This is a genomic window from Cytobacillus oceanisediminis, assembly GCF_003182355.1.
Taxonomy (GTDB): domain Bacteria; phylum Bacillota; class Bacilli; order Bacillales; family Cytobacillaceae; genus Cytobacillus; species Cytobacillus oceanisediminis_A.
Window position 1 is genome coordinate 14,116 of record NZ_QGTW01000012.1, and the last position, 21,407, is coordinate 35,522.

General features: G+C 42.3%; 22 protein-coding genes. 20 read left to right on the plus strand and 2 right to left on the minus strand.

What is annotated here, in order from left to right; genetic code table 11:
- Nucleotides 1-266: 266 nt before the first annotated feature.
- From DFO73_RS19830 to DFO73_RS19860, 7 genes are all read left to right on the plus strand, one after another.
- Nucleotides 267-575: an EthD family reductase gene (locus DFO73_RS19830; protein WP_110066431.1), complete on the plus strand. Its 309-nt coding sequence runs from the start codon at nt 267-269 to the stop codon at nt 573-575.
- On the plus strand, nt 568-1,347 hold the full coding sequence (locus tag DFO73_RS19835; RefSeq protein WP_110066432.1) for an enoyl-CoA hydratase-related protein: 780 nt from the start codon (nt 568-570) through the stop codon (nt 1,345-1,347). The genes DFO73_RS19830 and DFO73_RS19835 overlap by 8 nt, the downstream gene beginning before the upstream one ends.
- Nucleotides 1,348-1,365: 18 nt before the next feature.
- Nucleotides 1,366-2,139 carry an enoyl-CoA hydratase-related protein gene (locus DFO73_RS19840; RefSeq protein ID WP_110066433.1) on the plus strand — a complete coding sequence of 258 codons (774 nt, stop codon included), beginning with the start codon at nt 1,366-1,368 and terminating at the stop codon, nt 2,137-2,139.
- Nucleotides 2,140-2,492: 353 nt separating this feature from the next.
- Nucleotides 2,493-3,359, plus strand: coding sequence for a 3-hydroxyacyl-CoA dehydrogenase (locus tag DFO73_RS19845; RefSeq protein ID WP_110066434.1), 867 nt, complete (start codon nt 2,493-2,495; stop codon nt 3,357-3,359).
- Complete coding sequence (locus tag DFO73_RS19850) at nt 3,356-4,561, plus strand: thiolase family protein (RefSeq protein WP_110066435.1); 1,206 nt, start codon at nt 3,356-3,358, stop codon at nt 4,559-4,561. The genes DFO73_RS19845 and DFO73_RS19850 overlap by 4 nt, the downstream gene beginning before the upstream one ends.
- A gap of 160 nt (nt 4,562-4,721) precedes the next feature.
- The gene (gene paaX / locus DFO73_RS19855) at nt 4,722-5,597 is read left to right on the plus strand and encodes a phenylacetic acid degradation operon negative regulatory protein PaaX (RefSeq protein ID WP_110066436.1); all 876 of its coding nucleotides are present in this window, start codon (nt 4,722-4,724) and stop codon (nt 5,595-5,597) included.
- 148 nt (nt 5,598-5,745) lie between these two features.
- Nucleotides 5,746-6,504, plus strand: coding sequence for an STAS domain-containing protein (locus DFO73_RS19860; RefSeq protein ID WP_258309629.1), 759 nt, complete (start codon nt 5,746-5,748; stop codon nt 6,502-6,504).
- Between the two features lie 637 nt (nt 6,505-7,141).
- On the opposite strand, the gene DFO73_RS29435 is transcribed toward DFO73_RS19860, so the two are convergent.
- Nucleotides 7,142-7,288 carry a hypothetical protein gene (locus DFO73_RS29435; protein ID WP_258309631.1) on the minus strand — a complete coding sequence of 49 codons (147 nt, stop codon included), beginning with the start codon at nt 7,286-7,288 and terminating at the stop codon, nt 7,142-7,144.
- A 164-nt stretch (nt 7,289-7,452) separates the two neighbouring features.
- Between DFO73_RS29435 and DFO73_RS19870 the strand changes: the two genes are divergently transcribed.
- On the plus strand, nt 7,453-7,935 hold the full coding sequence (locus DFO73_RS19870) for a hypothetical protein (RefSeq protein ID WP_110066438.1): 483 nt from the start codon (nt 7,453-7,455) through the stop codon (nt 7,933-7,935).
- Nucleotides 7,919-8,419: a hypothetical protein gene (locus DFO73_RS19875; RefSeq protein ID WP_110066439.1), complete on the plus strand. Its 501-nt coding sequence runs from the start codon at nt 7,919-7,921 to the stop codon at nt 8,417-8,419. The genes DFO73_RS19870 and DFO73_RS19875 overlap by 17 nt, the downstream gene beginning before the upstream one ends.
- Nucleotides 8,420-8,434: 15 nt before the next feature.
- Here DFO73_RS19875 and DFO73_RS19880 read toward each other — a convergent pair whose 3' ends face one another.
- The gene (locus DFO73_RS19880) at nt 8,435-8,980 is read right to left on the minus strand and encodes a gamma carbonic anhydrase family protein (RefSeq protein WP_110066440.1); all 546 of its coding nucleotides are present in this window, start codon (nt 8,978-8,980) and stop codon (nt 8,435-8,437) included.
- 100 nt (nt 8,981-9,080) lie between these two features.
- Between DFO73_RS19880 and DFO73_RS19885 the strand changes: the two genes are divergently transcribed.
- The 11 genes from DFO73_RS19885 to hppD all read left to right on the plus strand — a co-directional run bounded on the left by DFO73_RS19885 (nt 9,081) and on the right by hppD (nt 21,401).
- Nucleotides 9,081-10,031: an NAD(P)H-dependent flavin oxidoreductase gene (locus DFO73_RS19885; protein WP_110066441.1), complete on the plus strand. Its 951-nt coding sequence runs from the start codon at nt 9,081-9,083 to the stop codon at nt 10,029-10,031.
- Between the two features lie 305 nt (nt 10,032-10,336).
- Nucleotides 10,337-11,347 (plus strand): ABC transporter substrate-binding protein, encoded by a 1,011-nt coding sequence (locus tag DFO73_RS19890; protein ID WP_110066442.1) that lies wholly within the window; start codon nt 10,337-10,339, stop codon nt 11,345-11,347.
- A gap of 350 nt (nt 11,348-11,697) precedes the next feature.
- Nucleotides 11,698-12,729, plus strand: a complete 1,032-nt coding sequence (locus DFO73_RS19895; RefSeq protein WP_110066443.1) for an ABC transporter permease — start codon at nt 11,698-11,700, stop codon at nt 12,727-12,729.
- Entirely contained in the window at nt 12,704-13,498 is a 795-nt protein-coding gene (locus DFO73_RS19900; protein WP_110066444.1) for an ABC transporter ATP-binding protein, read from the plus strand. Before DFO73_RS19895 ends, DFO73_RS19900 begins: the two co-directional genes overlap by 26 nt.
- Before the next feature lie 162 nt (nt 13,499-13,660).
- Nucleotides 13,661-14,050, plus strand: coding sequence for a thioesterase family protein (locus DFO73_RS19905; RefSeq protein ID WP_110066445.1), 390 nt, complete (start codon nt 13,661-13,663; stop codon nt 14,048-14,050).
- Nucleotides 14,051-14,146: 96 nt separating this feature from the next.
- A complete protein-coding gene (locus tag DFO73_RS19910) occupies nt 14,147-15,256 on the plus strand; it encodes a Leu/Phe/Val dehydrogenase (protein WP_110066446.1) in 1,110 nt (369 codons plus the stop codon).
- A 78-nt stretch (nt 15,257-15,334) separates the two neighbouring features.
- The gene (gene pdhA, locus DFO73_RS19915; protein ID WP_110066447.1) at nt 15,335-16,402 is read left to right on the plus strand and encodes a pyruvate dehydrogenase (acetyl-transferring) E1 component subunit alpha; all 1,068 of its coding nucleotides are present in this window, start codon (nt 15,335-15,337) and stop codon (nt 16,400-16,402) included.
- Entirely contained in the window at nt 16,402-17,397 is a 996-nt protein-coding gene (locus tag DFO73_RS19920; protein ID WP_110066448.1) for an alpha-ketoacid dehydrogenase subunit beta, read from the plus strand. The genes pdhA and DFO73_RS19920 overlap by 1 nt, the downstream gene beginning before the upstream one ends.
- Nucleotides 17,398-17,408: 11 nt before the next feature.
- Nucleotides 17,409-18,623 carry a dihydrolipoamide acetyltransferase family protein gene (locus DFO73_RS19925; protein ID WP_110066449.1) on the plus strand — a complete coding sequence of 405 codons (1,215 nt, stop codon included), beginning with the start codon at nt 17,409-17,411 and terminating at the stop codon, nt 18,621-18,623.
- Nucleotides 18,624-20,063: a dihydrolipoyl dehydrogenase gene (lpdA, locus tag DFO73_RS19930; protein ID WP_110066450.1), complete on the plus strand. Its 1,440-nt coding sequence runs from the start codon at nt 18,624-18,626 to the stop codon at nt 20,061-20,063.
- 222 nt (nt 20,064-20,285) lie between these two features.
- Nucleotides 20,286-21,401, plus strand: a complete 1,116-nt coding sequence (hppD, locus tag DFO73_RS19935; RefSeq protein WP_110066451.1) for a 4-hydroxyphenylpyruvate dioxygenase — start codon at nt 20,286-20,288, stop codon at nt 21,399-21,401.
- The last annotated feature ends 6 nt before the right edge of the window (nt 21,402-21,407 follow it).

Genomic DNA, 21,407 nt, shown 5'->3' on the forward strand with positions numbered 1-21,407 from the left:
GTCTACAACCTCAGTAAAATTGTGCCTAATGTTAGATAAATTTCAGAACATGCTAGATAAACCTTCAAACATGCAAGGTAAAACACGCAAGGTGCTAGTAATTTTCAATAATATGATAGATAAACCAAGACACATGTTAGACAACTCCTGGAGATTTAGTTTAAAACTAAAGTCTTTCGTGTTCAAAGCATTATCACATATCAATTGATCTTCAGGAATACTTTTAATTGAAGAACCAAGTACAAAAACGAGAGGAAGTTGTCCAAATGGTAAAATTAATCGCGCTTTATAAGCACCCTGAAAATAAGGAGGCATTTGATGACCATTATTTTAATACACATGCGCCAATCACAGCCAAAATTCCGGGTCTTCGTAAAATGGAGGTTACAAAAATTGTTGGCAGTCCTATGGGGGGCGAAGGGAAGTACTATTTGATGTGTGAAATGTATTATGACAGCCATGAAGCTCTGCAAACTGCTATGAGGACAGACGAAGGAAAGGCATCAGGCAAAGACGCCATGAAGTTTGCAGGTGACTTGATCACCCTTATGATTGGTGAGGAAGTAGATGAGTAAAACCTATGAATATATTGAAGTTTCAAAGCAAGGCCAGCTTGGATTAATAGCTTTGAACCGGCCGAAAGTTCTCAATGCCATCAACCGGCCAATGGTATCAGAAATTCTTGATGCCATGGAAGGCTTTGAGGCCGACAGCAGCGTACGTGCCATTGTATTAAGCGGCAAGGGCAGGGCTTTCGCTGCCGGTGCTGATATTGATGAAATGGCGAATGATAACGCAATTGATTTTGAGCTCCGAAACCAATTCAAGGATTGGGACCGCCTTGCCATGATTAAAAAACCGATCATCGGTGCGGTGCAGGGCTTCGCATTTGGCGGAGGATTTGAGCTTGCTTTGTGCTGTGACTTGCTTTATGCGGCAGATGATGCCGAATTCGGTTTCCCTGAAGTAAATCTGGGTGTCATGCCGGGCGCTGGCGGGACACAGCGGCTTACGAAGCTCGCTGGTAAAACCAAGGCGATGGAATGGCTTTTTACAGGAAAAAGGATATCTGCCCGTGAAGCGCTTCACCATGGCATCGTCAACCAGCTGATTTCCAAGGAACTTCTTATGGAGGAGACTATGAAAGCGGCGGAACAAATTGCGAATCAGGCGCCGATATCCATTCGGCTTATAAAAGAAGCCATCCTTAAAGCGGTAGACTCTCCATTAAAAGAAGGAATGGAATTTGAGCGAAAGAACTTTTATCTATTATTCTCTACAGATGACCAAAAAGAAGGTATGCAGGCATTTATCGAAAAACGCAAGCCTCATTTTAAAGGGAAATAGAGGAGGTGTACATAGCATATGTTCGAAACAGTCAAATATGAAGTGAAAAATGGTGTAGCTTGGATCACTCTAAATCGCCCTGATAAATTGAATGCGTTTACTGAGCAGGTAAATAAAGAGGTTCAACAGTCAATTAAGCAGGCAAGCAGAGATATGGAGGTTCGTTGCCTCGTCATCACAGGTGAAGGCCGTGCCTTCTGCTCAGGCCAGGACCTTGAAGGTGTAAACGAGAATATGGATCATGGGCAGGTACTCCGAAAATGTTATAACCCTATGGTGATGGAACTGAATAAATGTGAAAAGCCGGTCGTTGCCGCGGTAAACGGTGTTGCGGCAGGAGCCGGCATGAGCCTGGCATTGGCATGCGATTTTCGCCTTCTTTCTGAAAAAGCTAGCTTCATAGAATCTTTTATCCATGTGGGATTAGTCCCCGATGCAGGGAATCTGTATTTCCTGCCAAAGCTGATTGGCCATGCAAGAGCCATGGAGCTCGCGGTACTCGGTGAAAAAATACCTGCACAGGAAGCAAAGGAGCACGGCCTCGCTACAAAGGTGATTCCGCTGGAACAATGGCATGATGAGGTTTCAGTATTTGCTGAAAGACTAGCCAAAATGCCGACAGCCGCAATTGGCCTCATAAAAAAGAATTTGAAGGCAAGCTGGGAATCTACCTTGGAAGAGAGCCTGGAGCGGGACGCTCAGGGGCAGCGCATTGCTGGCCTTACCCTTGACCATAAAGAAGGCGTCAAGGCTTTTATGGAAAAACGCAAGCCTGTTTTTCAAGGGAAGTAAAATAATCTGCCGGAAGCCAGGTAAGGGCACCGGCCATCAATCAGCAAAATATTTGCCCGTCATATGTTCTAATTTACGAGCATCTCGTTTCGGGTGCTCGTCTTTTTATAAGATTATGTTAAAGCTTATTGTATATTTTGGCACCCTGTTGATTGGAGCTGAAGGCATGAGATCCTCAGAAATGCATTCTCATTTTCTTCGTGCTGTGCTTACTTGAGGATGCTTATACTATCCTGCGGGAAACGCAGGTCAAAAGGAGACCCCGCAGGCGTTGACTCGAAGGAGGCTCCTGGACCGGAATTCAACAGGCAAGTTTAATAGAGACTTTTAAAAATCTGTAAGGGGGCTTTCAATTGAAAAATCTTGTAGTGATTGGTTCTGGCGTAATGGGGCGCGGAATTGCATATGTTAGTGCAGTCGGAGGATTTAAAACCACTCTGGTTGACATCAGCCAGGAACAGTTGGCCAATGCAGAAAAAGAGATTAATAACATATTTGAAAAAGGGCTAGCCCGAAAAAAGTTAACATTTACGGAAATGGAAGAAAGCAAAAGCCGTCTTCGATATTCAGTAAGCCTGGCCCAGTATGTGAAAGAGGCTGACCTTGTCATAGAAGCGGTGCCTGAGGTGATGGACATTAAGAAAAATATATTTGAAGTAATCGATCAGCACGCTCCTGAGACTTGCTGCTTTGCAACCAATACTTCCACTATGAGCCCGACAGAGATTGGGTCATATACAAAACGGCCTGATAGAGTGATTGCCATGCATTTTTTCAACCCTGTCCATAAAATGCCCCTTGTGGAAATCATTAAAGGGCTTGAAACAAGTGATGAAACAGCTGAAGCGATCAGAAGAGCTGCTGAGCAAATGGGGAAAGAAACGGTTATAATCAATGAGTTTCCTGGATTCGTAACGAGCAGAATCAGTGCGCTTGTCGGAAATGAGGCATTTTATATGCTTCAGGAAGGTGTAGGCACACCTGAGGAAATTGATAAAGCCATTAAGCTCGGCCTTAATTACCCGATGGGCCCGTTTGAGCTGGGGGATCTTGTCGGGCTTGATACCCGCCTGAATAACTTAAACTATCTCCACAGCAAGCTGGGGGAAAAATATCGTCCTGCACCGCTTCTTGAGCAGTATGTGAAGGCAGGCAGGCTCGGCCGCAAGACTGGCAGAGGCGTATACGATTATTCCGCCAAGGAGGAAGTTGCACAATGAGAGAAGTGGTCATAGTAGATGCAGTCAGGACGCCGATCGGGCGATATAAAGGGGCATTAAAAAGTATTCGTCCAGATGATTTGGGTGCCATGGTCATAAAAGCCCTGCTCGGGCGGAATCCTAATATAAATCCTCAGGAAATTGAAGAGGTCATATTTGGGAATGCCAACCAGGCAGGTGAGGATAACCGAAATGTTGCCAGAATGTCAGCGCTTCTCGCCGGTTTGCCAGTGGAGGTCGCAGCTTCTACCGTAAACCGACTGTGCGGTTCAGGACTGGATGCAGTTAATTATGCCGCCAGGGCCATACTGGCCGGAGAAGGCGACATTTTCATAGCTGGGGGTACTGAAAGCATGACACGAGCGCCATTCGTCATGGCTAAACCGAACAGCGAATTTCCAAGAGGCAACATGGAGATGTATGACACAACGATTGGCTGGCGTTTTACAAATAGTAAATTGAAAGAAATATATGGAGCGGAAAGTATGCCGGAAACCGCAGAAAATGTTGCTGAAAGGTTTGGAATAACACGTGAAGAGCAGGACCAGTTTGCCTTGGAGAGCCAGATGAAAGCAAAGCTTGCGATGGAAAAATGCCTTTTTAAAGATGAAATCATACCTGTCACTTATACGGACAGAAAAGGAAATGAAATCACTTTAGCTCACGACGAACATCCGCGCCCGGAAACAACCTATGAAAAACTCTCACGGTTAAAGCCGATTTTTAAGGGCGGAACAGTAACTGCAGGAAATGCTTCAGGAGTGAATGATGGGGCATCAGCTTTGCTGCTGATGTCGGCCGAAAAGGCCAAGAAACTAGGACTGGGACCCCTAGGGAAATACGTAGTTTCCGCAACAGCAGGATTGGAACCATCAATCATGGGAGTCGGCCCGGTTTTTTCAACAAGGAAAGCACTGAAAAGAGCAGGACTTAAAATGGAGGATATTGATTTAACAGAACTGAATGAGGCATTTGCTTCCCAATCACTTGCCTGCATCAAAGAGCTTGAAGCAGATCCTAACCAGGTGAATGTGAATGGAGGAGCGATTGCTTTCGGACATCCGCTGGGAGCAAGCGGTGCGAGAATCCTGACGACTCTTTTACATGAAATGAAAAGGCGGAATTCTAAATATGGCCTTGCCACCATGTGTGTGGGAGTCGGCCAGGGGATTTCAACAATCGTCGAACGTGTTGAAAACTAATTGCTATACCCATAGGGAACCAGGTTCTCTATGGTTTTTTATTCACAGGATATTTAGTATTTCGAAAAAATATTTTTCAAAACCAAATAAATTTAGTACAATTGTTATATAACGTATTTTTTCCGTGCAACTCTCTTAATGAAATGAGGATGGAAGCAAGTTGAATACAAGGTCAATGATTTTTACACTTTATGGAGATTATATTTCACACTATGGAAGCAAAATCTGGATTGGCAGCCTGATCAGGCTTTTAAGCGAATTTGGCCATAATGACCAGTCTGTCAGGGCTGCCATTTCGAGAATGAATAAGCAAGGGTGGGTACAGGCTGAAAAGATCGGAAATAAAAGCTATTACTCTTTAACACCTAGAGGCCAGAAAAGGATTGAGGAAGCAGCAAAGCGTATTTTTAAATTAAAGCCGGAGGAATGGGATGGCCACTGGCGGATTCTCATGTATACCATTCCGGAAGAAATACGAAATGTACGGGATGAATTGCGTAAGGAGCTTGTTTGGAGCGGTTTTGGTTCCATGTCCAGCAGCTGTTGGATTTCTGCGAATAACCTGGAGAAGCAAGTATTTGATCTGATTGAGAAATACGATATTGCCAATTATGTTGATTTCTTTATTGCCAGATATGCAGGACCGCATAAAAATATTGAAATTGTTGAAAAGAGCTGGAATCTGCAGGAAATTAATGATCGATACCAGGAATTTATTTCTGAGTACAGCCAAAAGTATATAATTGATAAAAATAAAATACAAAGAGGGAATATGAGTGATGCTGAATGCTTTGTAGAAAGAACAAAGCTAGTTCATGAGTACAGGAAATTCCTCTTTGTTGATCCGGGACTTCCGGAGGAACTTCTTCCTGACAAGTGGCTTGGCAGCCATGCGGCTGCTTTGTTCAGTGATTATTATAAGGAACTGGCGGAACCGGCTTTACGGTTTTTCGAAAGTGTATTTAAGGAAGGGAATGAACTTAAAAACAGGGATGCTGATTATGACGTGCTAAACCATCCATATATGGTCGAGTAATAAAGAGCCATCCGTTGCTAAAAGAACGGATGGCTTTTTACTTTTTGGTTAACTGGAAAAGCTATAAAGGAATGAATGTACAGTAAAAGACGTTAATAATTTGTTTATGTTATAATCTTGGAATTAAAAGAAATAAGGTGGAATGACCATGAATAATGCAATCGGCAGCTTGCCGGATAAAATATCTGCTTTAAATGCTCTGGACAGCATAGGAGAAAATATCTTGATTGCTGATAAAGATTACAATATTAGATGGATGAATTCATGTGCGGTCAAACTTTTATCCCATGTTGCCCCATTATTCGGCCTTTCAAATGCTGAAGAGATCCTGGGAGTGAATATGGATCAATTTCATCAACAGCCTAAATACCAGCAAAGGATTATGAAGCAGCTATCCGGAAGCCACCGTGCCCGGATCACTATTAAAAATCGGTTTGTTACAGACATCGTTATCACTCCTATTAATGATAAAGAAGACCAGCTGCAAGGATATGTGGTTATGCTGATGGATGTTACTACGAAAGCTGAGGAAGACAAGGAAAAAGAGAAATTGATCCAGGCTCTATCTATTCCAATGATTACAATATGGGAGAAGACTATTGCTCTTCCGTTAATTGGTAAATTCGACAAAGAGCGGGCTGACAGAGTAAATGAGTCGGTATTGAAGGAATGTACTTCAAATGGCATCCAATATGTTTTAATCGATGTGAGCGGTTTATATGAATTCGAAAATGAAACGAAGGATGAGCTGCAAAAATTGAACGATTGTCTGCGGTTAATTGGGACGAAATGTGTAATTGTCGGTATAACTCCTACACTGGCCATGACAGCAGGAGACATCAGCAGTTCCATTCTTACTTTCCAGACCGCATATGCAGGATTGCAATATATCATTAAGTCACAGTAAAAGCCAGGAGCTCCCTGGCTTTCTTGGCAGGCAAGTTATTTATGCTAAAAGTGCGCCTATGTTCTCTCTATAATAATTAAGTAGATTGGAAGCTTAAACTTCTTAATGAAGCTGCCTGAATGAACTTGAAGAGCTTCGCAGCCAGGTAAAAAGGAACAAGTTTAAAGCTCTTCTTGTGAAAGCCAACTGCTAGGTTGGCTTTTTTTCTACGTTTAAAGGAAATAGCTTGAAGTCGTTCTGTACTCACTGTCAATTACAGGATATTCTAGAATCACTTTAAGAGCTCTATTGGTACATCAAAAATATTCCATAGGAAAATAATCGATAAAAAGCCAATGCCCATAGCCATCAAAGGCCTTTTGTGATGGATCCTAAAAATAATAAACATAAAAATATTAAAGAGAATGGACCAACCATTGGAATGTTCTATTAAATCTAAATAATAGAAGTTGACAAATTCTATGGAGCTGTATAATAACACCCAAAAAACAACCCAGCCAGCCTGTTTTAGCCTTTCTTTTGGGTAATGGCCAAGAAAGATAAGGATTGTAGCCGGATAAGAGATCGCCATGATTATTAAATTAATGGCAGGGTGCCCAATCAGAAAATTTTCCGCAAATATAGTCTCTTTGTATTGCTACATAGGATAATCACGGAATAAAAAGTTTTTCAGCAAATCTCCGCCGATAAAAAATAAGATGGTTGGGTAATATTCACGCCAATTTTTCCAGTCACCCCATTTAAACCCCGCCATTAAAAAGAGAAAATTAAATAGTAAGTGCATCAAATCCCTCTTTCTTTCCAGAAGCCCCGATAACCTACAAAATGTGCATTAGTTTAAAATTAGCTTCCCAAACTTGATCATTTCTATGAATAAGTTCCTATATGAATTTTTAAAGCAGACCAAGGAATAATAACCCATTAAGAGACTGACCCTAAGGTGATTTTATGGCACTTCCGACCGCAATTGTCATTTCGGTATATTTATTGCTTGGTTTATATTATTCAAAAAAGCAGTTGTCTTTTTTGCAAAACTCTCTTATTTTTATGATCATCTCTATTGCAGCCAGAAATTACACAACCATTATGTCTATGCAGTTAAAATGGTTTCATTTAACAGAAGACTCGCTATTATTTTTAGTTTTTTTGCTGCATCGCGATGTTATTGGACCGATTTTGGTTCTAATTTTTATAAATGGTTATTGGACATTCCATTCAGGTAAAATGAAAGTTTTCCTCTATATAATATTTCTAATCTGTTTGCAGTTGATGGATTTTTTTAGTGTTGGATTTGGAGTTATTACGTATACGAAGTGGAGTTTCCTAAAAGCTGGGCTAGCAAATAGTGCGTTTTTATTTGCCGGACTGGGATTGTCCAAGGGTATATTGTACTTTAAGCGGGAGCGTTCTAATTATGATAACAGTATATGAAAAAACTTTTGATGCTAATGAATGGTTTGTCATTGCTAATCTTATTTTGTCTGGAATCCTTATTTGGAAACTGCCTAAGGTTGTATCTGCAATAGAGTCAGCAGCCCATTTCACATACGGAATATTTATAGGGATGTTTTTGGATCATACAATCAGTATAAAACCATGGGATTTTTATGATGTAAATGATACCTCAGCTTATCAGTTTATTGACCTGCTTAGTTATATCATGTATGGCCCTTATAGCTACATTTTTATTTATTTGTATGTGAAATGGAATATAGCCGGCTTTAAAAATATCTTATATATCACTGCCTGGTCGCTGTTTGCTGTACTGATTGAATGGGTCTCAGTTAAGCTAGGTGTCTTTCATTATAATAAAGGCTATCAAATGGTTTGGTCTTTTCCAACCTATATGATTGTTCAGTCCCTGCAAGTCATTTTCTATCACACTTCGTTAAAATTAGAAAAAGCCGCTGAATAACGGCTTTTTTCTTCGTCAATATTTTGTTATGTCCCTTGTATTGATTACTTCAGTAAGGTTGTTTTTATATTCCTGGCCTTTTTGAACGTAAGTTTCGATGGAAAGCTGGATGAGTTCCAAATCCTTCTCGGCAAGTTCCCTGACTACTTTTCCCGGCGAGCCGACAACAAGTGATCGGGCAGGGATTTTTTTGCCTGCTGGTATAAGTGTGTTTGCACCAATTATGCACTCTTCGCCGATTTCGGCACCATCCAGAATGGTTGACCCCATGCCGACAATCGTTCGCTTTTTGACCGTACAGCCATGCAGAATTGCATTATGGCCAACTGTCACCTCATCTTCAATTACCAATGGAGAGCCTTCATACAAATGGCAAGTCACATTATCCTGAATGCTGCAGCGGTTTCCGATTTTGATTGCATCCTCATCGCCTCTTAAAACTGCATTGAACCAAATGCTTGATTCTTCGCCAATTTCCACATCCCCAATCACATAACAGCCTGGAGCCAAAAACACAGATTGGCCAACCCGCGGTTTCTTGTCATTGTAAGCTAAAAGCATAGACATCCCCCTAACAATAAATTAAAAAGAACTGAATCTTTTCCTAATTGTCAAACTATTAAAATTAGTATAACATTATTTTTACGAAGGGGGAATTTTATTGAATATATTAACAAGCATTTTAAATATTAAATATCCGATCATCCAGGGCGGGATGGGGAATATAAGCAATGCGATTTTAACAGCAGCCGTTTCTGAAGCTGGCGGGCTGGGGACAATAGGAGCGGGAACTATGGTACCCCAGAAAGTCGAGGAGATCATCGTTGAGACTAAAAGGCTTACTGAAAAGCCATTCGCTGTGAATGTGGCCATAAGTGTCTCTCCATATGTTACGGAAATACTATCGCTTGTTATCAAGCATAAGGTTCCGGTTGTTTCCCTCTCAGCAGGCAATCCGGCCCCTTTTATACCAAAGCTGCATGAGAACGGTTTAAAGGTTATAACAGTTGCAGCATCGGTCAGACAGGCAATAAAAGCAGAGGCTGCCGGTGCGGATATTATTGTAGCCGAGGGATACGAGGCAGCCGGGATAAATTCTTCACTTGAAACGACAACACTTGTATTGATCCCGCAAATCGTTAATAAGGTGTCAGTTCCTGTGGCTGCAGCAGGAGGAATTGGCGATGGAAAAGGGCTAGCTGCAATGCTTGCACTTGGAGCTAGCGGCGTGCAAATGGGTACAAGATTTATTGCCACGAAAGAGGCGCCATTTCATCCAGAATATAAAATGAAAATTATTGAAGCCACCGATCATGAAACGGTTATAATTGGGCGTTCCGTTGGCAGAATTAGAAGGGTGCTTTCAACTGGATACGCCCAAAAGCTTTTGAATTATGAAAAAGAAGGCATTAGTTTAGAGAAATTTAATACTTTGACATCAGAGGATTATCATCAGATAGGTGCGTTAGAAGGCAACGGAGAAGAAGGGTTTATGAATAGCGGGCAAATTTCCGGACTGATTGCTGATTTGCCAACTGTTAAGGAACTGCTGGATATGATGATGGGGGACGCTAACCTTCAGTTGCAAAGTGCTGCAAAGTTATTAAACTAGCATGCAGGTTCATTAATCTGCATGTTTTTTTATGAATAAAAGCATGAGGGGAAATCAGAGAAATAGGTAAATCTCCACTTATCAAAATATATTAAATTTTTGGAATATTATTGACACTCGCTTAACTCTGATGATAATATAACGTTGTATTTACGATATTCAATGTAAATATCATATGAATGAGAAAAAAGATTAGCTAGGCTATTTCCCGGTTTTTATTACCACAACATGTAAGCGCATACATAATGAGGGTTGTGCTATCAGTACCCACGGATAGTTAATATTTTAAATCAGGGGGTTTTTAAATGAAAAAATCGTTAAAGGCTTTCTCCTTAATAATGGCTGCAGGGATGCTTGTTATGAGTGGCTGCGGAAAGGAGACTTCTAAAAGTTCTTCTGAGGAGGCAGGTGAAAAGAAGCAGTATACCATAGGGATCACTCAATTTGTGGAACATCCATCACTAGACGCAGCTACTGATGGATTTAAGAAAGCCTTGGAGGATGAGGGGTTTAAGGAAGGAGAAAATGTAAAGTTTGATTTTCAAAATGCCCAAGCAGATATGAACAACACACAAACTATTGCCAATAATTTCGTTGGCGACAAAGTGGATATGATTTTTGCCAATGCAACCCCTAGTGCTGTCAGTGCCTTAAATGCGACAAAGGATATTCCCATTTTATTTACTTCTGTAACAGATCCTGTTGGAGCAGGTCTGGTAGAGTCATTTGATAAACCAGGTGATAATATCACCGGCACTACAGATAACCATCCGGAAGGAACAGCAAAGACAATTGATTTTATGATTGATGAAGTTGGTGTTAAGAACATTGGAATCATTTATAACTCTGGAGAGCAGAATTCCGAAGTGCAGGTAAAACAGGTAAAAGAATTAGCTGAGCCAAAAGGCGCCAAGATTGTAGAAGCATCTGTTTCAACTTCTGCAGAAGTAAAACAGGCTGCCGATTCCCTTGTAGGCAGGGTGGACGCCATCTATATTCCTACTGATAATACGGTTGTTTCGGCACTGGAATCTGTTATTTCAGTAGCTAACAGCAAAAAAATCCCTCTATTTGTAGGAGAGTTGGACTCTATGAAGCGCGGGGCGATCGCAGCCAGCGGATTCAGCTACTTTGACCTGGGATACCAAACCGGAAAAATGGCAGCCGAGGTTTTAAAAGGGAATAAAAAACCGTCTGAAATTCCAGTTGAGCTTCCAGGCAGTCTTAAGCTGGTCATCAACAAAAAAGCAGCTGAAGAACAGGGGCTGGAAGTAAAAGATGCATGGTCAGAAATTGCAGAATTCCATGAGGAATAAAAAGCGCTAAGGATTTGCCGGCTGCCTATCATTTTAGGCTCTGTTAAAGCTGATTGCTGATATTGGGACCTTGTTGATTGGAAGGGAAGGCGCAAGAACTACTCGAAAAAACATTCTCATTTCCTTCGTGCGGTGTTTATTCGGGGATGCTTATTCAATCTCGAGCGGGTAAAGCGAGTCAGAGGGGGAGGGGAACTAGCAGGCCTAGTGCTTAAAGAGGGTACCGGACCGCCCGCTGTCCCTGAACTTTTTGAGTGGAAAAATCAGCAGGCAAGTTTAAAAGATCCTTCCTAAAAACTGCTTAGTAAACTTTCTGATACGGCTTAATTAAAAAAAGGGTGTGATTCTTAGTGTTTACAGCCATATTCGGTGCTTTCGAATCAGGGATCATTTACGCAATTATGGCACTTGGCGTGTATTTATCATTCAGAGTACTGGATTTTCCCGATTTAACGGTTGATGGAAGCTTCGTAACCGGTGCTGCAGTAACAGCAACCATGATTGTCAGCGGCGTTAATCCTTTCGCTGCCACGATCATTGCGATGTTCGCCGGGTTTATTGCCGGCTGTCTTACAGGCATAATTCATACTTTTGGAAAAATCAATGCCTTGCTATCAGGGATATTGATGATGATTGCTTTGTATTCTATTAATCTTCGGATCATGGGCAAGTCAAATGTTCCGTTATTAAATACAGAAACGGCTATGACACATGTTAGGGATTTCTGGGACAAAACAGGAATTGATGCCTTTTTCAACAGTATCTTATCAATGATTGGACTTGGAGACAGTCTCCCGAGAACCTGGGGAATCATTCTGTTTATGGTCCTTGTAACCTTTACGATTAAATTCCTAACGGACCGCTTCCTGCAGACAGAGGTTGGCTTAGCTTTACGGGCTACAGGAGACAATAAAAGGATGATCCGGAGCCTTTCAGCCAATACCAATTTAATGGTCATTTTGGGTTTGGGATTGTCTAATGCAATGGTTGCTTTTTCGGGAGCGCTTATTGCCCAGCAAGGCGGATTTGCCGATGTTGGGATGGGAATAGGAATGATTATTATTGGGCTCGCGTCTGTCATCATTGGAGAAGCTCTATTTGGCACCAAGACGATTGCTAGAACAACCCTTGCTGTAATTGGCGGTGCAATTATTTACCGAATTGTGGTGACAATGGCACTTCGCGTAGAATTTCTTGAACCAGGCGATATGAAGCTGATCACAGCAACAATCGTAATACTTGCCTTAATCATGCCAAAAGTGATCGACCGGACAAAAGAGAAAAAGCGCAAGGCGAAAAGGCTGGCAGAAAATATGACTCTAAGCGAATTGCCTTCAGGCGGAAAGGGGGAAGCCGGTGCTGCAATTAAATCAGATTCATAAAGTTTTTAATGAAGGGACACCGGATGAAAAAATTGCACTTGATACGATTAATCTTACTTTAAATGAAGGTGACTTTGTCACTGTAATTGGAAGCAATGGAGCAGGGAAGTCAACTTTAATGAATATCATTTCGGGCGTTATGGTTCCTGATGTAGGGTCTGTTTATATTGACAGCCAAAATGTAACGGCCATGTCAGAATATAAACGGGCAAGGCTTATTGGACGTGTGTTCCAGGATCCAATGGCAGGTACCGCTCCTTCGATGACAATTGAAGAGAATCTTGCAATGGCATATTCAAGGAATAAATCAAGAACATTAAGAAAAGGGGTTACGAAGAAGCGCAAGGAATATTTCCGTGAAGTACTCGGAACCCTTCACCTGGGTCTTGAAAATCGCTTGAATGCAAAGGTTGGATTATTATCGGGAGGGGAAAGGCAGGCTCTTTCTTTATTAATGGCGACTTTCACAGAGCCTTCCATTCTATTATTGGATGAACATACGGCAGCCCTTGACCCGGCCCGTGCAGAGCTCATTACGAACTTGACAAAGGAAATTGTAGAAAAATATAATTTAACAACCTTAATGGTTACCCACAATATGCAACAGGCCTTGGACTTGGGAAATAGGCTGATTATGATGGACAAAGGCCAGATTATCCTTGAGGTAGATGAGGATCAGAAGCAGCATCTAACAATAGAACAGCTGCTGAATGAGTTCCAGCGCATTCGCGGAACAAAAATGGCAAGTGACCGTGCACTTCTTTCATAGACTAATAGAAAAAGGATTAACCAAAAAAGACAAGTGGTTAATCCTTTTTTTACGCAAGAATTTTTAAAGTTTTTACAATTTATTGACTATTCATTTGACGTAATGGTATTATATCGTTAAATAAACGTCATACATATTAATGTAAGCACGGGGAGGAATGTTATGAAACCTGGGCTGAATATTGGACATCAGGCTGTCATCCATGCCGTTGTAACTCCTGAAATGTTTGCTCAATTTGATGGGGAAATCGTCCACCGGGCGTATTCAACCGTGACCATGATCTATCATATGGAATGGGCATCGCGCTTGCTGATCCTACCGTACTTGGAAGAAGAGGAGGAGGGTATGGGAGGGGCGGTTTCTGCCACGCATCTTTTTCCTTCAGCAGAAGGATCTTCCTTAACCATCACAGCAAGGGTTGATAGGCTAGATGGAAAATCGGTTCACACAACTGTGACAGTTCATAATGGAACTAAACTTATAGGCCAGGGAGAAGTCAAACAGGTAATCCTGCCTAAAACCAAAATTTCCGAAATGCTAAAAAGAGAATAAAAGATTAATATTGATGAGTGAAAAATCAGCCTTTAAATTAAGGCATTTTTATTAGAGAATGTTGTAAGCGCTATCATAAGTAAAGGGGAGAAGGAAATGGCTGATATGTTTCAAAAAATAAAAGACCATGAACAAGTTGTTTTCTGCAATGATGAGTCTACAGGATTGAAGGCGATCATTGCCATTCATAGCACAAGGCTTGGACCTTCATTGGGAGGCTGCCGTATGTTTCCTTATAACAGTGTCGATGATGCACTTGAAGATGTCCTCCGATTATCTAAAGGCATGACATATAAATGCGCGGCCGCAGATGTTGACTTTGGCGGCGGGAAAGCCGTCATTATTGGAGATCCGGCGAGGGATAAGACGCCTGAATTGTTCCGTGCATTTGGGCAATTTGTTGAATCATTGAATGGGCGTTTCTATACTGGGACGGACATGGGCACATCAACTGAAGATTTTGTACATGCGCTAAAAGAAACCAATTGCATTGTTGGTGTTGATGAAGTGTACGGGGGCAGCGGAGACTCTTCTGTTCCGACTGCACAGGGCGTTATTTACGGGCTTCAGGCCACAAATAAAGCGTTGACAGGATCTGATGACCTTTCAGGGAAACGTTATTCGATTCAGGGGCTCGGCAAAGTTGGTTATAAGGTTGCAGAAAGATTGCTTGAAGAAGGTGCTGATTTATTTGTAACAGATATTAACCAGCATGCGATTGACCAGCTGCTCACAAAAGCGAAAGAACTAGGTGCGGGAGTTAAGGTATTATCCAGTAATGAAATTTATGGTGCCAACGCCGATGTATTTGTTCCATGTGCAATGGGAGGAATTATTAATGATGAAACGATTGGGCAATTAAAAGTAAAAGCAATCGTTGGTTCTGCCAATAATCAGCTCCTGGAAATGCGCCATGGACAAATCCTGAAGGACAAAGGCATCTTGTTTGCTCCCGATTACATTGTTAACGCAGGCGGTTTAATACAGGTGGCTGATGAACTTTATACACCTAACAAAGAAAGGGTACTCCGCAAAACGAAGGCAATCTACAATTCTCTTCTAAACATCTACGAACATGCCGAAGCAAATGGAATTACAACAGTGGAAGCATCCAACCAGTTCTGCGAAAGCAGGATAGAAGCACGAACACGCAGAAACAGCTTCTTTTCCCATATGAAGCGCCCGAAGTGGGCAGTAAGAACATAATTTTTTTTCTGGTTAACAACATTTGTACCTTTTTTAAGTTCTTTAACAATTTAAAAATCATAGCCAAAGGGTGAGAAAATGGAAAATCACTTTCCGATCCGGCGCATACTGGACGAAAACGGAAATATCGTTTCCCCTGAGTATAAAGGAAAGCTAACTGAAAAACTTGTAAAAGAATTTTACAAACAGATGACGAGAATACGAATTTTTGACCGCAAAGCCATCTCGCTTCAGCGGCAGGGCAGGATTGGAACTTATGCGCCTTTTGAAGGCCAGGAGGCTTCACAGGTCGGGACTGCTGCGGCACTTGATCCAAATGACTGGATGTTCCCGACCTATCGGGACCATGGAGCGGCCATGACATTCGGCCACTCTTTAAGGAACATCCTGCTGTTTTGGAACGGCCGCAATGAGGGCTGTATCCCTCCGGATGGAAAAAAAATCTTTCCTCCGGGAATCCCGATTGCAACACAAATCCCGCATGCCGCCGGCGCTGCATTTGCTGAAAGGAAAAAAGGCACAGCAAATGCAGCTATTGCTTATTTTGGGGATGGAGCTACTTCAGAAGGGGACTTCCATGAAGGCATTAACTTTGCAAGTGTATTCAAGGCGCCTGTTGTCTTTTTTAATCAAAATAATCAGTATGCCATTTCCGTGCCAATCCATAAACAAATGAATTCAAAAACAATAGCCCAAAAAGCGCTTGCATATGATATGCCGGGAGTAAGGATAGACGGCAATGACATTTTTATCGTTTACTTTGAAACGTTAAAAGCCTTGGAAAGGGCAAGAAACGGAGAGGGTCCGACTCTTATAGAGGCTGTTACCTGGAGATACGGAGCCCATACAACAGCTGATGATCCATCGAAATATCGTGATCAAGCGAATAGCATCAACAGAAGGCAGGAGACCGATCCGATTTTAAGGCTGGAAAGATGGATGAAAAACGAAGGAATTTATAATGAAAAATGGGTGCAGGCAGCAGAGGAAGAGGCCTCTGCAGAAATAGATCAAGCTGTAGCTGAAATGGAGAACTTTCCACCTGCAGATCCTGCAGCTATATTTGACTATGTCTTCGCTGAGCCGACCTGGCAAATTCAACAGCAAAAAGAGGAGTATCTGAAGCTGATTGGAGGAGGCAAATAATGAAAACCGCAGTTGGAACAAAGACATTGACGCTGGTTCAAGCCATTACAGATGCTCTTGATACGATGCTTGAAAAGAGACAAGAAGTTTTGCTGCTTGGTGAAGATATCGGGAAAAACGGCGGAGTGTTTCGTGCCACGGACGGACTCCAGGCAAAGTATGGAGAACACCGGGTCATTGATACCCCATTAAGCGAGGCTGGGTTTGTAGGAGCTGGGATAGGCATGGCAGTGAACGGTTTTTTGCCTGTGATCGAGATCCAGTTTCTTGGGTTTATTTACCCCGCTTATGAGCAAATAATGACGCATGCTTCAAGGCTGCGGATGAGGACGATGGGCCATTTTACAGTTCCGATGGTAATCCGCGCCCCTTATGGGGCAGGAGTCAGAGCTCCGGAAATCCACTGTGACTCAACGGAAGCCATTTTTACCCATATGCCGGGCATTAAGGTTGTTTGCCCAGCAAATCCCTATGATGCCAAGGGTCTGCTGATAGCAGCCATTGAAGACCCGGATCCTGTTCTGTTCCTTGAGCCGATGCGCTGCTACCGCTCAATTAAGGAAGAAGTGCCGGAAGGGAAATATACCGTTGAAATTGGAAAGGGCAATAAGCTCATGGAAGGCGATGATGTTACGGTTATTACTTGGGGCGCAATGGTTCCAGAGGCGATGAAGGCTGCCAAGATGATGGCGGAAAAGGGAATCCATTGTGATGTTATTGACCTAAGGACGTTATTTCCAATCGATAAGGATATTATTGCAGAATCTGTGCAAAAAACAGGCAGAACCGTTATTGTCCATGAAGCGCATGCTACTGGCGGAGTCGGAAATGATGTACTTGCCATTATCAATGATACATCCTTTTTATATCAAAAAGCCCCTGTAGAGCGAGTGACAGGCTTTGATGCCCCAGTGCCATATTTCGGTTTTGAGGATCATTATTTGCCCACCCCAAAGCGAATTCAGCATAGCATTGAAAAAGTAATGAAGTTTTAGGAGGGGAAGCCGTGGAAGTTAAACTGCATGATATTGGAGAAGGCATGACAGAGGCAGAAATAAATTGTTTTTTAGTCAAACCAGGAGAGGAAGTTAAAGCAGATGACCCTCTCGTCGAAGTACAGACCGATAAAATGACTGCAGAAATTCCGGCGCCGAGAGCTGGAATTATAAAGGAGTTTACAGTCCAGACCGGCGATACGGTTTCGGTGGGGTCCACATTATTAATTTTAGAGGTAGGTGAGCAAGCCGGTGATCCAGTTAAAATCGAGAAAAACCTCCCCAAGCCGGCTGTTGCTGAAATACAAGCCGAACGGCTGAAATCTTTTGCAGCAGTAAAAGGAAAAAGGGTTCTCGCTTCCCCATTTACAAGAAAGATTGCCCGTGAGAACGGAATTAATATAGAAAATGTAGCAGGAACTGGCCCTGCAGGCCGCATTTTGGATGAAGATATCTATAAATTTATGGCGGCTGCACAGCAAAAGCCTAAACTGCCTGTTCCTAAGGAACCGGCAAAAAGGAATGATAAGGAATCGAGTACAATTCCTTTCAGAGGGAGAAGAAAGCAGATTGCCAAAAAAATGGAACACTCACTTAATACGATTCCGCATTGCACCCACTTTGAAGAAATTGATGTTACAGAGCTGATTACTTTCAGAAATGAGCTGAAAGACCAAAACCAGAACATATCCGCAACAGCTTTTTTCCTTAAGGCACTATCCATTTGCCTGAAGGAATTTCCTGTGTTCAATGCGGAGCTTGATGAAGAAAAGGAAGCAATCCATTTTCTTAAGGATCATCATATTGGCATCGCGGTGGATACCGAGGAGGGGTTAATCGTTCCGGTCATCCAAAATATTGAGAAGAAATCCATCCGTAATATCCACAAAGAAATGAAGCAGCTGACAGAGAAAGCGCAGGAAAACATGCTGACTGTAAAAGACATATCCGGCGGCACTTTTACCATCAGCAATGTGGGGCCGCTGGGAGGAAGCTTCGGGGCTACACCGATAATCCAGCATCCGCAGACAGCTCTTGTGTCTTTCCATAAAACTAAGAAAATGCCTGTGGTTACGGAAGATGACCAAATTGTCATCCGGTCGATGATGAATATTTCAATGTCCTTTGACCATAGAGTGGCAGACGGGGCGACAGCAGTCCGCTTTACAAACCGGTTTGCCGAACTGGTTCAAAATCCGAAAATGCTTGTTCTGGAGATGGTATAGATGGTAGTTGGCGAACTTGCACATGAACGCGATGTCATGATTATTGGCGGGGGCCCTGGGGGATACCATGCGGCGATCCGCGCTGCGCAGCTCGGACGTACTGTCACGTTAATTGAACGTGGACAACTCGGCGGTGTTTGTTTAAACAAAGGCTGTATTCCTTCAAAGATTCTTACACAGTCTGCTGAGAAATTAGTTTCCTATCAGGAGGCAGAAAACTGGGGGATTGAACGAGAAGCCATCTCTTTTAACATGAAAAAATTTCAGCAATACAAACAGAAGACGATTGAGCAGCTTCGGACAGGAATCGAGGGACTCTGCAAAGCAAATAAGGTCGAGATTGTTGAGGGCTCGGCGTTTTTTTTGGCCGAGGATAAAATAGGCGTAGAAAATGGGGAGAAATATGAGGTTTTTCGATTTAAGGATGCAATCATTGCAACTGGAAGCTCTCCGGTTCTCCCTTCATGGCTGCAAGAAAAAAGTGAGAGGCTCTTGGATACTCATACTATTGCAAATTTAGATGAAATTCCCGAAAAGCTGCTGGTTTACGGAAGTGACTATATCGCCCTGGAGATTGGGATGGCTTATCAGGCACTTGGTTCGGATGTGACTCTTATCCTTGATGAAGGAAAAGCAGAGTTTGAATTTGATCAATCAATCTGCCGGGAGCTGAAGAGAATTTTAAAAAAGAAAGGGCTAAAGGTTGTAAGGAATGTGGATATATTAGAATCAAAGCTCTATGAGGACAATGTATCACTAATTCTTGAAGCAAAGGGAAAGAAAGAAACCCTTTCAGGAGCATACTTATTTTCATCCACATCCATAAAGCCAAATACAGACCTGCTCGGTCTTGACCGCATAGGAGTAGAAACAAGCACAGCCGGTTTTATTAAGGTGGATCATCAAAGCAGGACTTCCCGGGAGCGTATATATGCGATCGGCGATGTTACGGAGGGACCTGCTCTTGCAGTAAAAGCTATTAAACAAGGGAAAACAGCTGCTGAAGCGATTGCTGGCATAGCATCGGAATCTGACTTTCGCTTTATTCCAGTAGTAGCCCACACGCAGCCTCCTATTGCAAGTGCTGGTTTGACGGAAGAAGAAGCTAGTGATCTAGGGTATGAAATTGAAATTGGCCAATATCCATTATCCTCTAATGGTTATAGCACTTTAATCGGGAAAAAAGACGGGTTTATCAAAGTCATTAGTGATAAGGAACAGCGTGTGCTGCTTGGCATTCATATGGTAGGCCATGGTGCGGCTGAATTGATTTCAAGCGGGATCACAGCTTTGGAAATGGGAGCCAGGGATGAGGATCTAATTTTCCCGAACTATCCGCATCCAAGCATGAATGAAGGGCTGCTAGAAGCAGTAGAGGCACTGAAAAAACAGGCTATCCACATCCCCCCGAGCTTGAAAAAAGAAAGATTGAAAGTCTAATAAATTTTCTCCGTCTTAAAGGCAGTGTAGCTGGGGGCAACGTCTGAATGCCCCTCTTCCTAAGGGCCTCAACTTCCTCCCAGCCAAAAAATGCTGGCTGGAAGAAGTTTCGCTTTATCGCATAAGTGCATTATAGCTTTAACTTGAACTCTTGAGAACGTTTACAAGTTTCGTATATTATAAATTCAAAATATTAATAATTTTATAAATGGAGGGGTTCGCATGCATGAAGAAAAAGTGTTGAGAGAACAAAAGGCGGAGGATTTCTTTCCTGTTAAGGAAGTGGACTATTTAGAAATCTACTCCGGCAATGCGAAGCAGTCATGCCATTATTTTTGTACAGCATTCGGATTCAAACCAGTTGCATATTCTGGTCTTGAAACAGGCAACAGAGAAACTGTTTCATATGTGCTCCAGCAAAGAAAAATACGCCTGGTGATCACAGGAACATTGAATGATAGCTCGAGAGTATCAGCTTTTATTAAAAAGCACGGGGATGGAGTTAAGGATATTGCTTTAACGGTTGATAATGTTGAAAAGGCATATCAAGAGGCAGTAAAAAGAGGCGCTATTGAAATTCAGCCGCCATATGAAATAAAGGATGAACATGGAACTGTGAAAAAAGCTGTAATCGGAACATACGGAGATACGATCCACACACTAGTTGAGCGCAATAATTATAAAGGTATTTTCATGCCTGGCTTTGAGCCTTACGAAACAACCGTTCCGTTTGAAGATGCAGGGTTTATTGGCATCGACCATGTTGTCGGCAATGTGGAAAGAATGGAAGAATGGGTGAATTATTATGCGAATGTAATGGGCTTCAAAGAAATGAAGCACTTCACTGATAAAGATATTACAACAGAATATTCCGCTTTAATGTCTAAAGTAATGCATAATGGCGGCAGAATTAAATTCCCGATCAACGAGCCTGCAGAAGGAAAACGCAAGTCACAGATTGAGGAATACCTCGAATACTATAATGGGGCTGGCGTACAGCATCTGGCCATCCTGACTGAAGATATCGTCAAAACGGTCAGCATTCTGCGTAAGAATGGCGTAGAGTTTTTAAATACACCTGATTCTTATTATGACATGCTTTCAGAGCGTGTAGGAGAAATTGATGAAGAGATTGATAAGTTAAAAGAGTTAAGCATTTTAGTAGACCGTGACGATGAAGGCTATTTGCTGCAAATCTTCACGAAACCGATTGTTGACCGGCCAACCCTTTTTATCGAAGTGATTCAGCGTAAAGGGGCAAGAGGATTTGGAGAAGGAAACTTCAAGGCACTATTTGAATCGATTGAGCGCGAGCAGGAAAGGCGCGGAAATCTATAGAACAGA

Excerpts from the sequence above, each read along its gene's own strand:
- DFO73_RS19880 (WP_110066440.1), bottom strand. The coding sequence starts at position 8,980 with ATGCTTTTAGCTTACAATGACAAGAAACCGCGGGTTGGCCAATCTGTG.
- hppD (WP_110066451.1), top strand. The coding sequence starts at position 20,286 with ATGCATGAAGAAAAAGTGTTGAGAGAACAAAAGGCGGAGGATTTCTTT.
- DFO73_RS19890 (WP_110066442.1), top strand. The coding sequence starts at position 10,337 with ATGAAAAAATCGTTAAAGGCTTTCTCCTTAATAATGGCTGCAGGGATG.
- DFO73_RS19830 (WP_110066431.1), top strand. The coding sequence starts at position 267 with ATGGTAAAATTAATCGCGCTTTATAAGCACCCTGAAAATAAGGAGGCA.
- pdhA (WP_110066447.1), top strand. The coding sequence starts at position 15,335 with ATGGAAAATCACTTTCCGATCCGGCGCATACTGGACGAAAACGGAAAT.
- DFO73_RS19835 (WP_110066432.1), top strand. The coding sequence starts at position 568 with ATGAGTAAAACCTATGAATATATTGAAGTTTCAAAGCAAGGCCAGCTT.
- DFO73_RS19860 (WP_258309629.1), top strand. The coding sequence starts at position 5,746 with ATGAATAATGCAATCGGCAGCTTGCCGGATAAAATATCTGCTTTAAAT.
- DFO73_RS19870 (WP_110066438.1), top strand. The coding sequence starts at position 7,453 with ATGGCACTTCCGACCGCAATTGTCATTTCGGTATATTTATTGCTTGGT.
- DFO73_RS19875 (WP_110066439.1), top strand. The coding sequence starts at position 7,919 with ATGATAACAGTATATGAAAAAACTTTTGATGCTAATGAATGGTTTGTC.
- DFO73_RS19905 (WP_110066445.1), top strand. The coding sequence starts at position 13,661 with ATGAAACCTGGGCTGAATATTGGACATCAGGCTGTCATCCATGCCGTT.
- lpdA (WP_110066450.1), top strand. The coding sequence starts at position 18,624 with ATGGTAGTTGGCGAACTTGCACATGAACGCGATGTCATGATTATTGGC.
- DFO73_RS19910 (WP_110066446.1), top strand. The coding sequence starts at position 14,147 with ATGGCTGATATGTTTCAAAAAATAAAAGACCATGAACAAGTTGTTTTC.
- DFO73_RS19920 (WP_110066448.1), top strand. The coding sequence starts at position 16,402 with ATGAAAACCGCAGTTGGAACAAAGACATTGACGCTGGTTCAAGCCATT.
- DFO73_RS19840 (WP_110066433.1), top strand. The coding sequence starts at position 1,366 with ATGTTCGAAACAGTCAAATATGAAGTGAAAAATGGTGTAGCTTGGATC.
- DFO73_RS29435 (WP_258309631.1), bottom strand. The coding sequence starts at position 7,288 with ATGCACTTACTATTTAATTTTCTCTTTTTAATGGCGGGGTTTAAATGG.
- DFO73_RS19850 (WP_110066435.1), top strand. The coding sequence starts at position 3,356 with ATGAGAGAAGTGGTCATAGTAGATGCAGTCAGGACGCCGATCGGGCGA.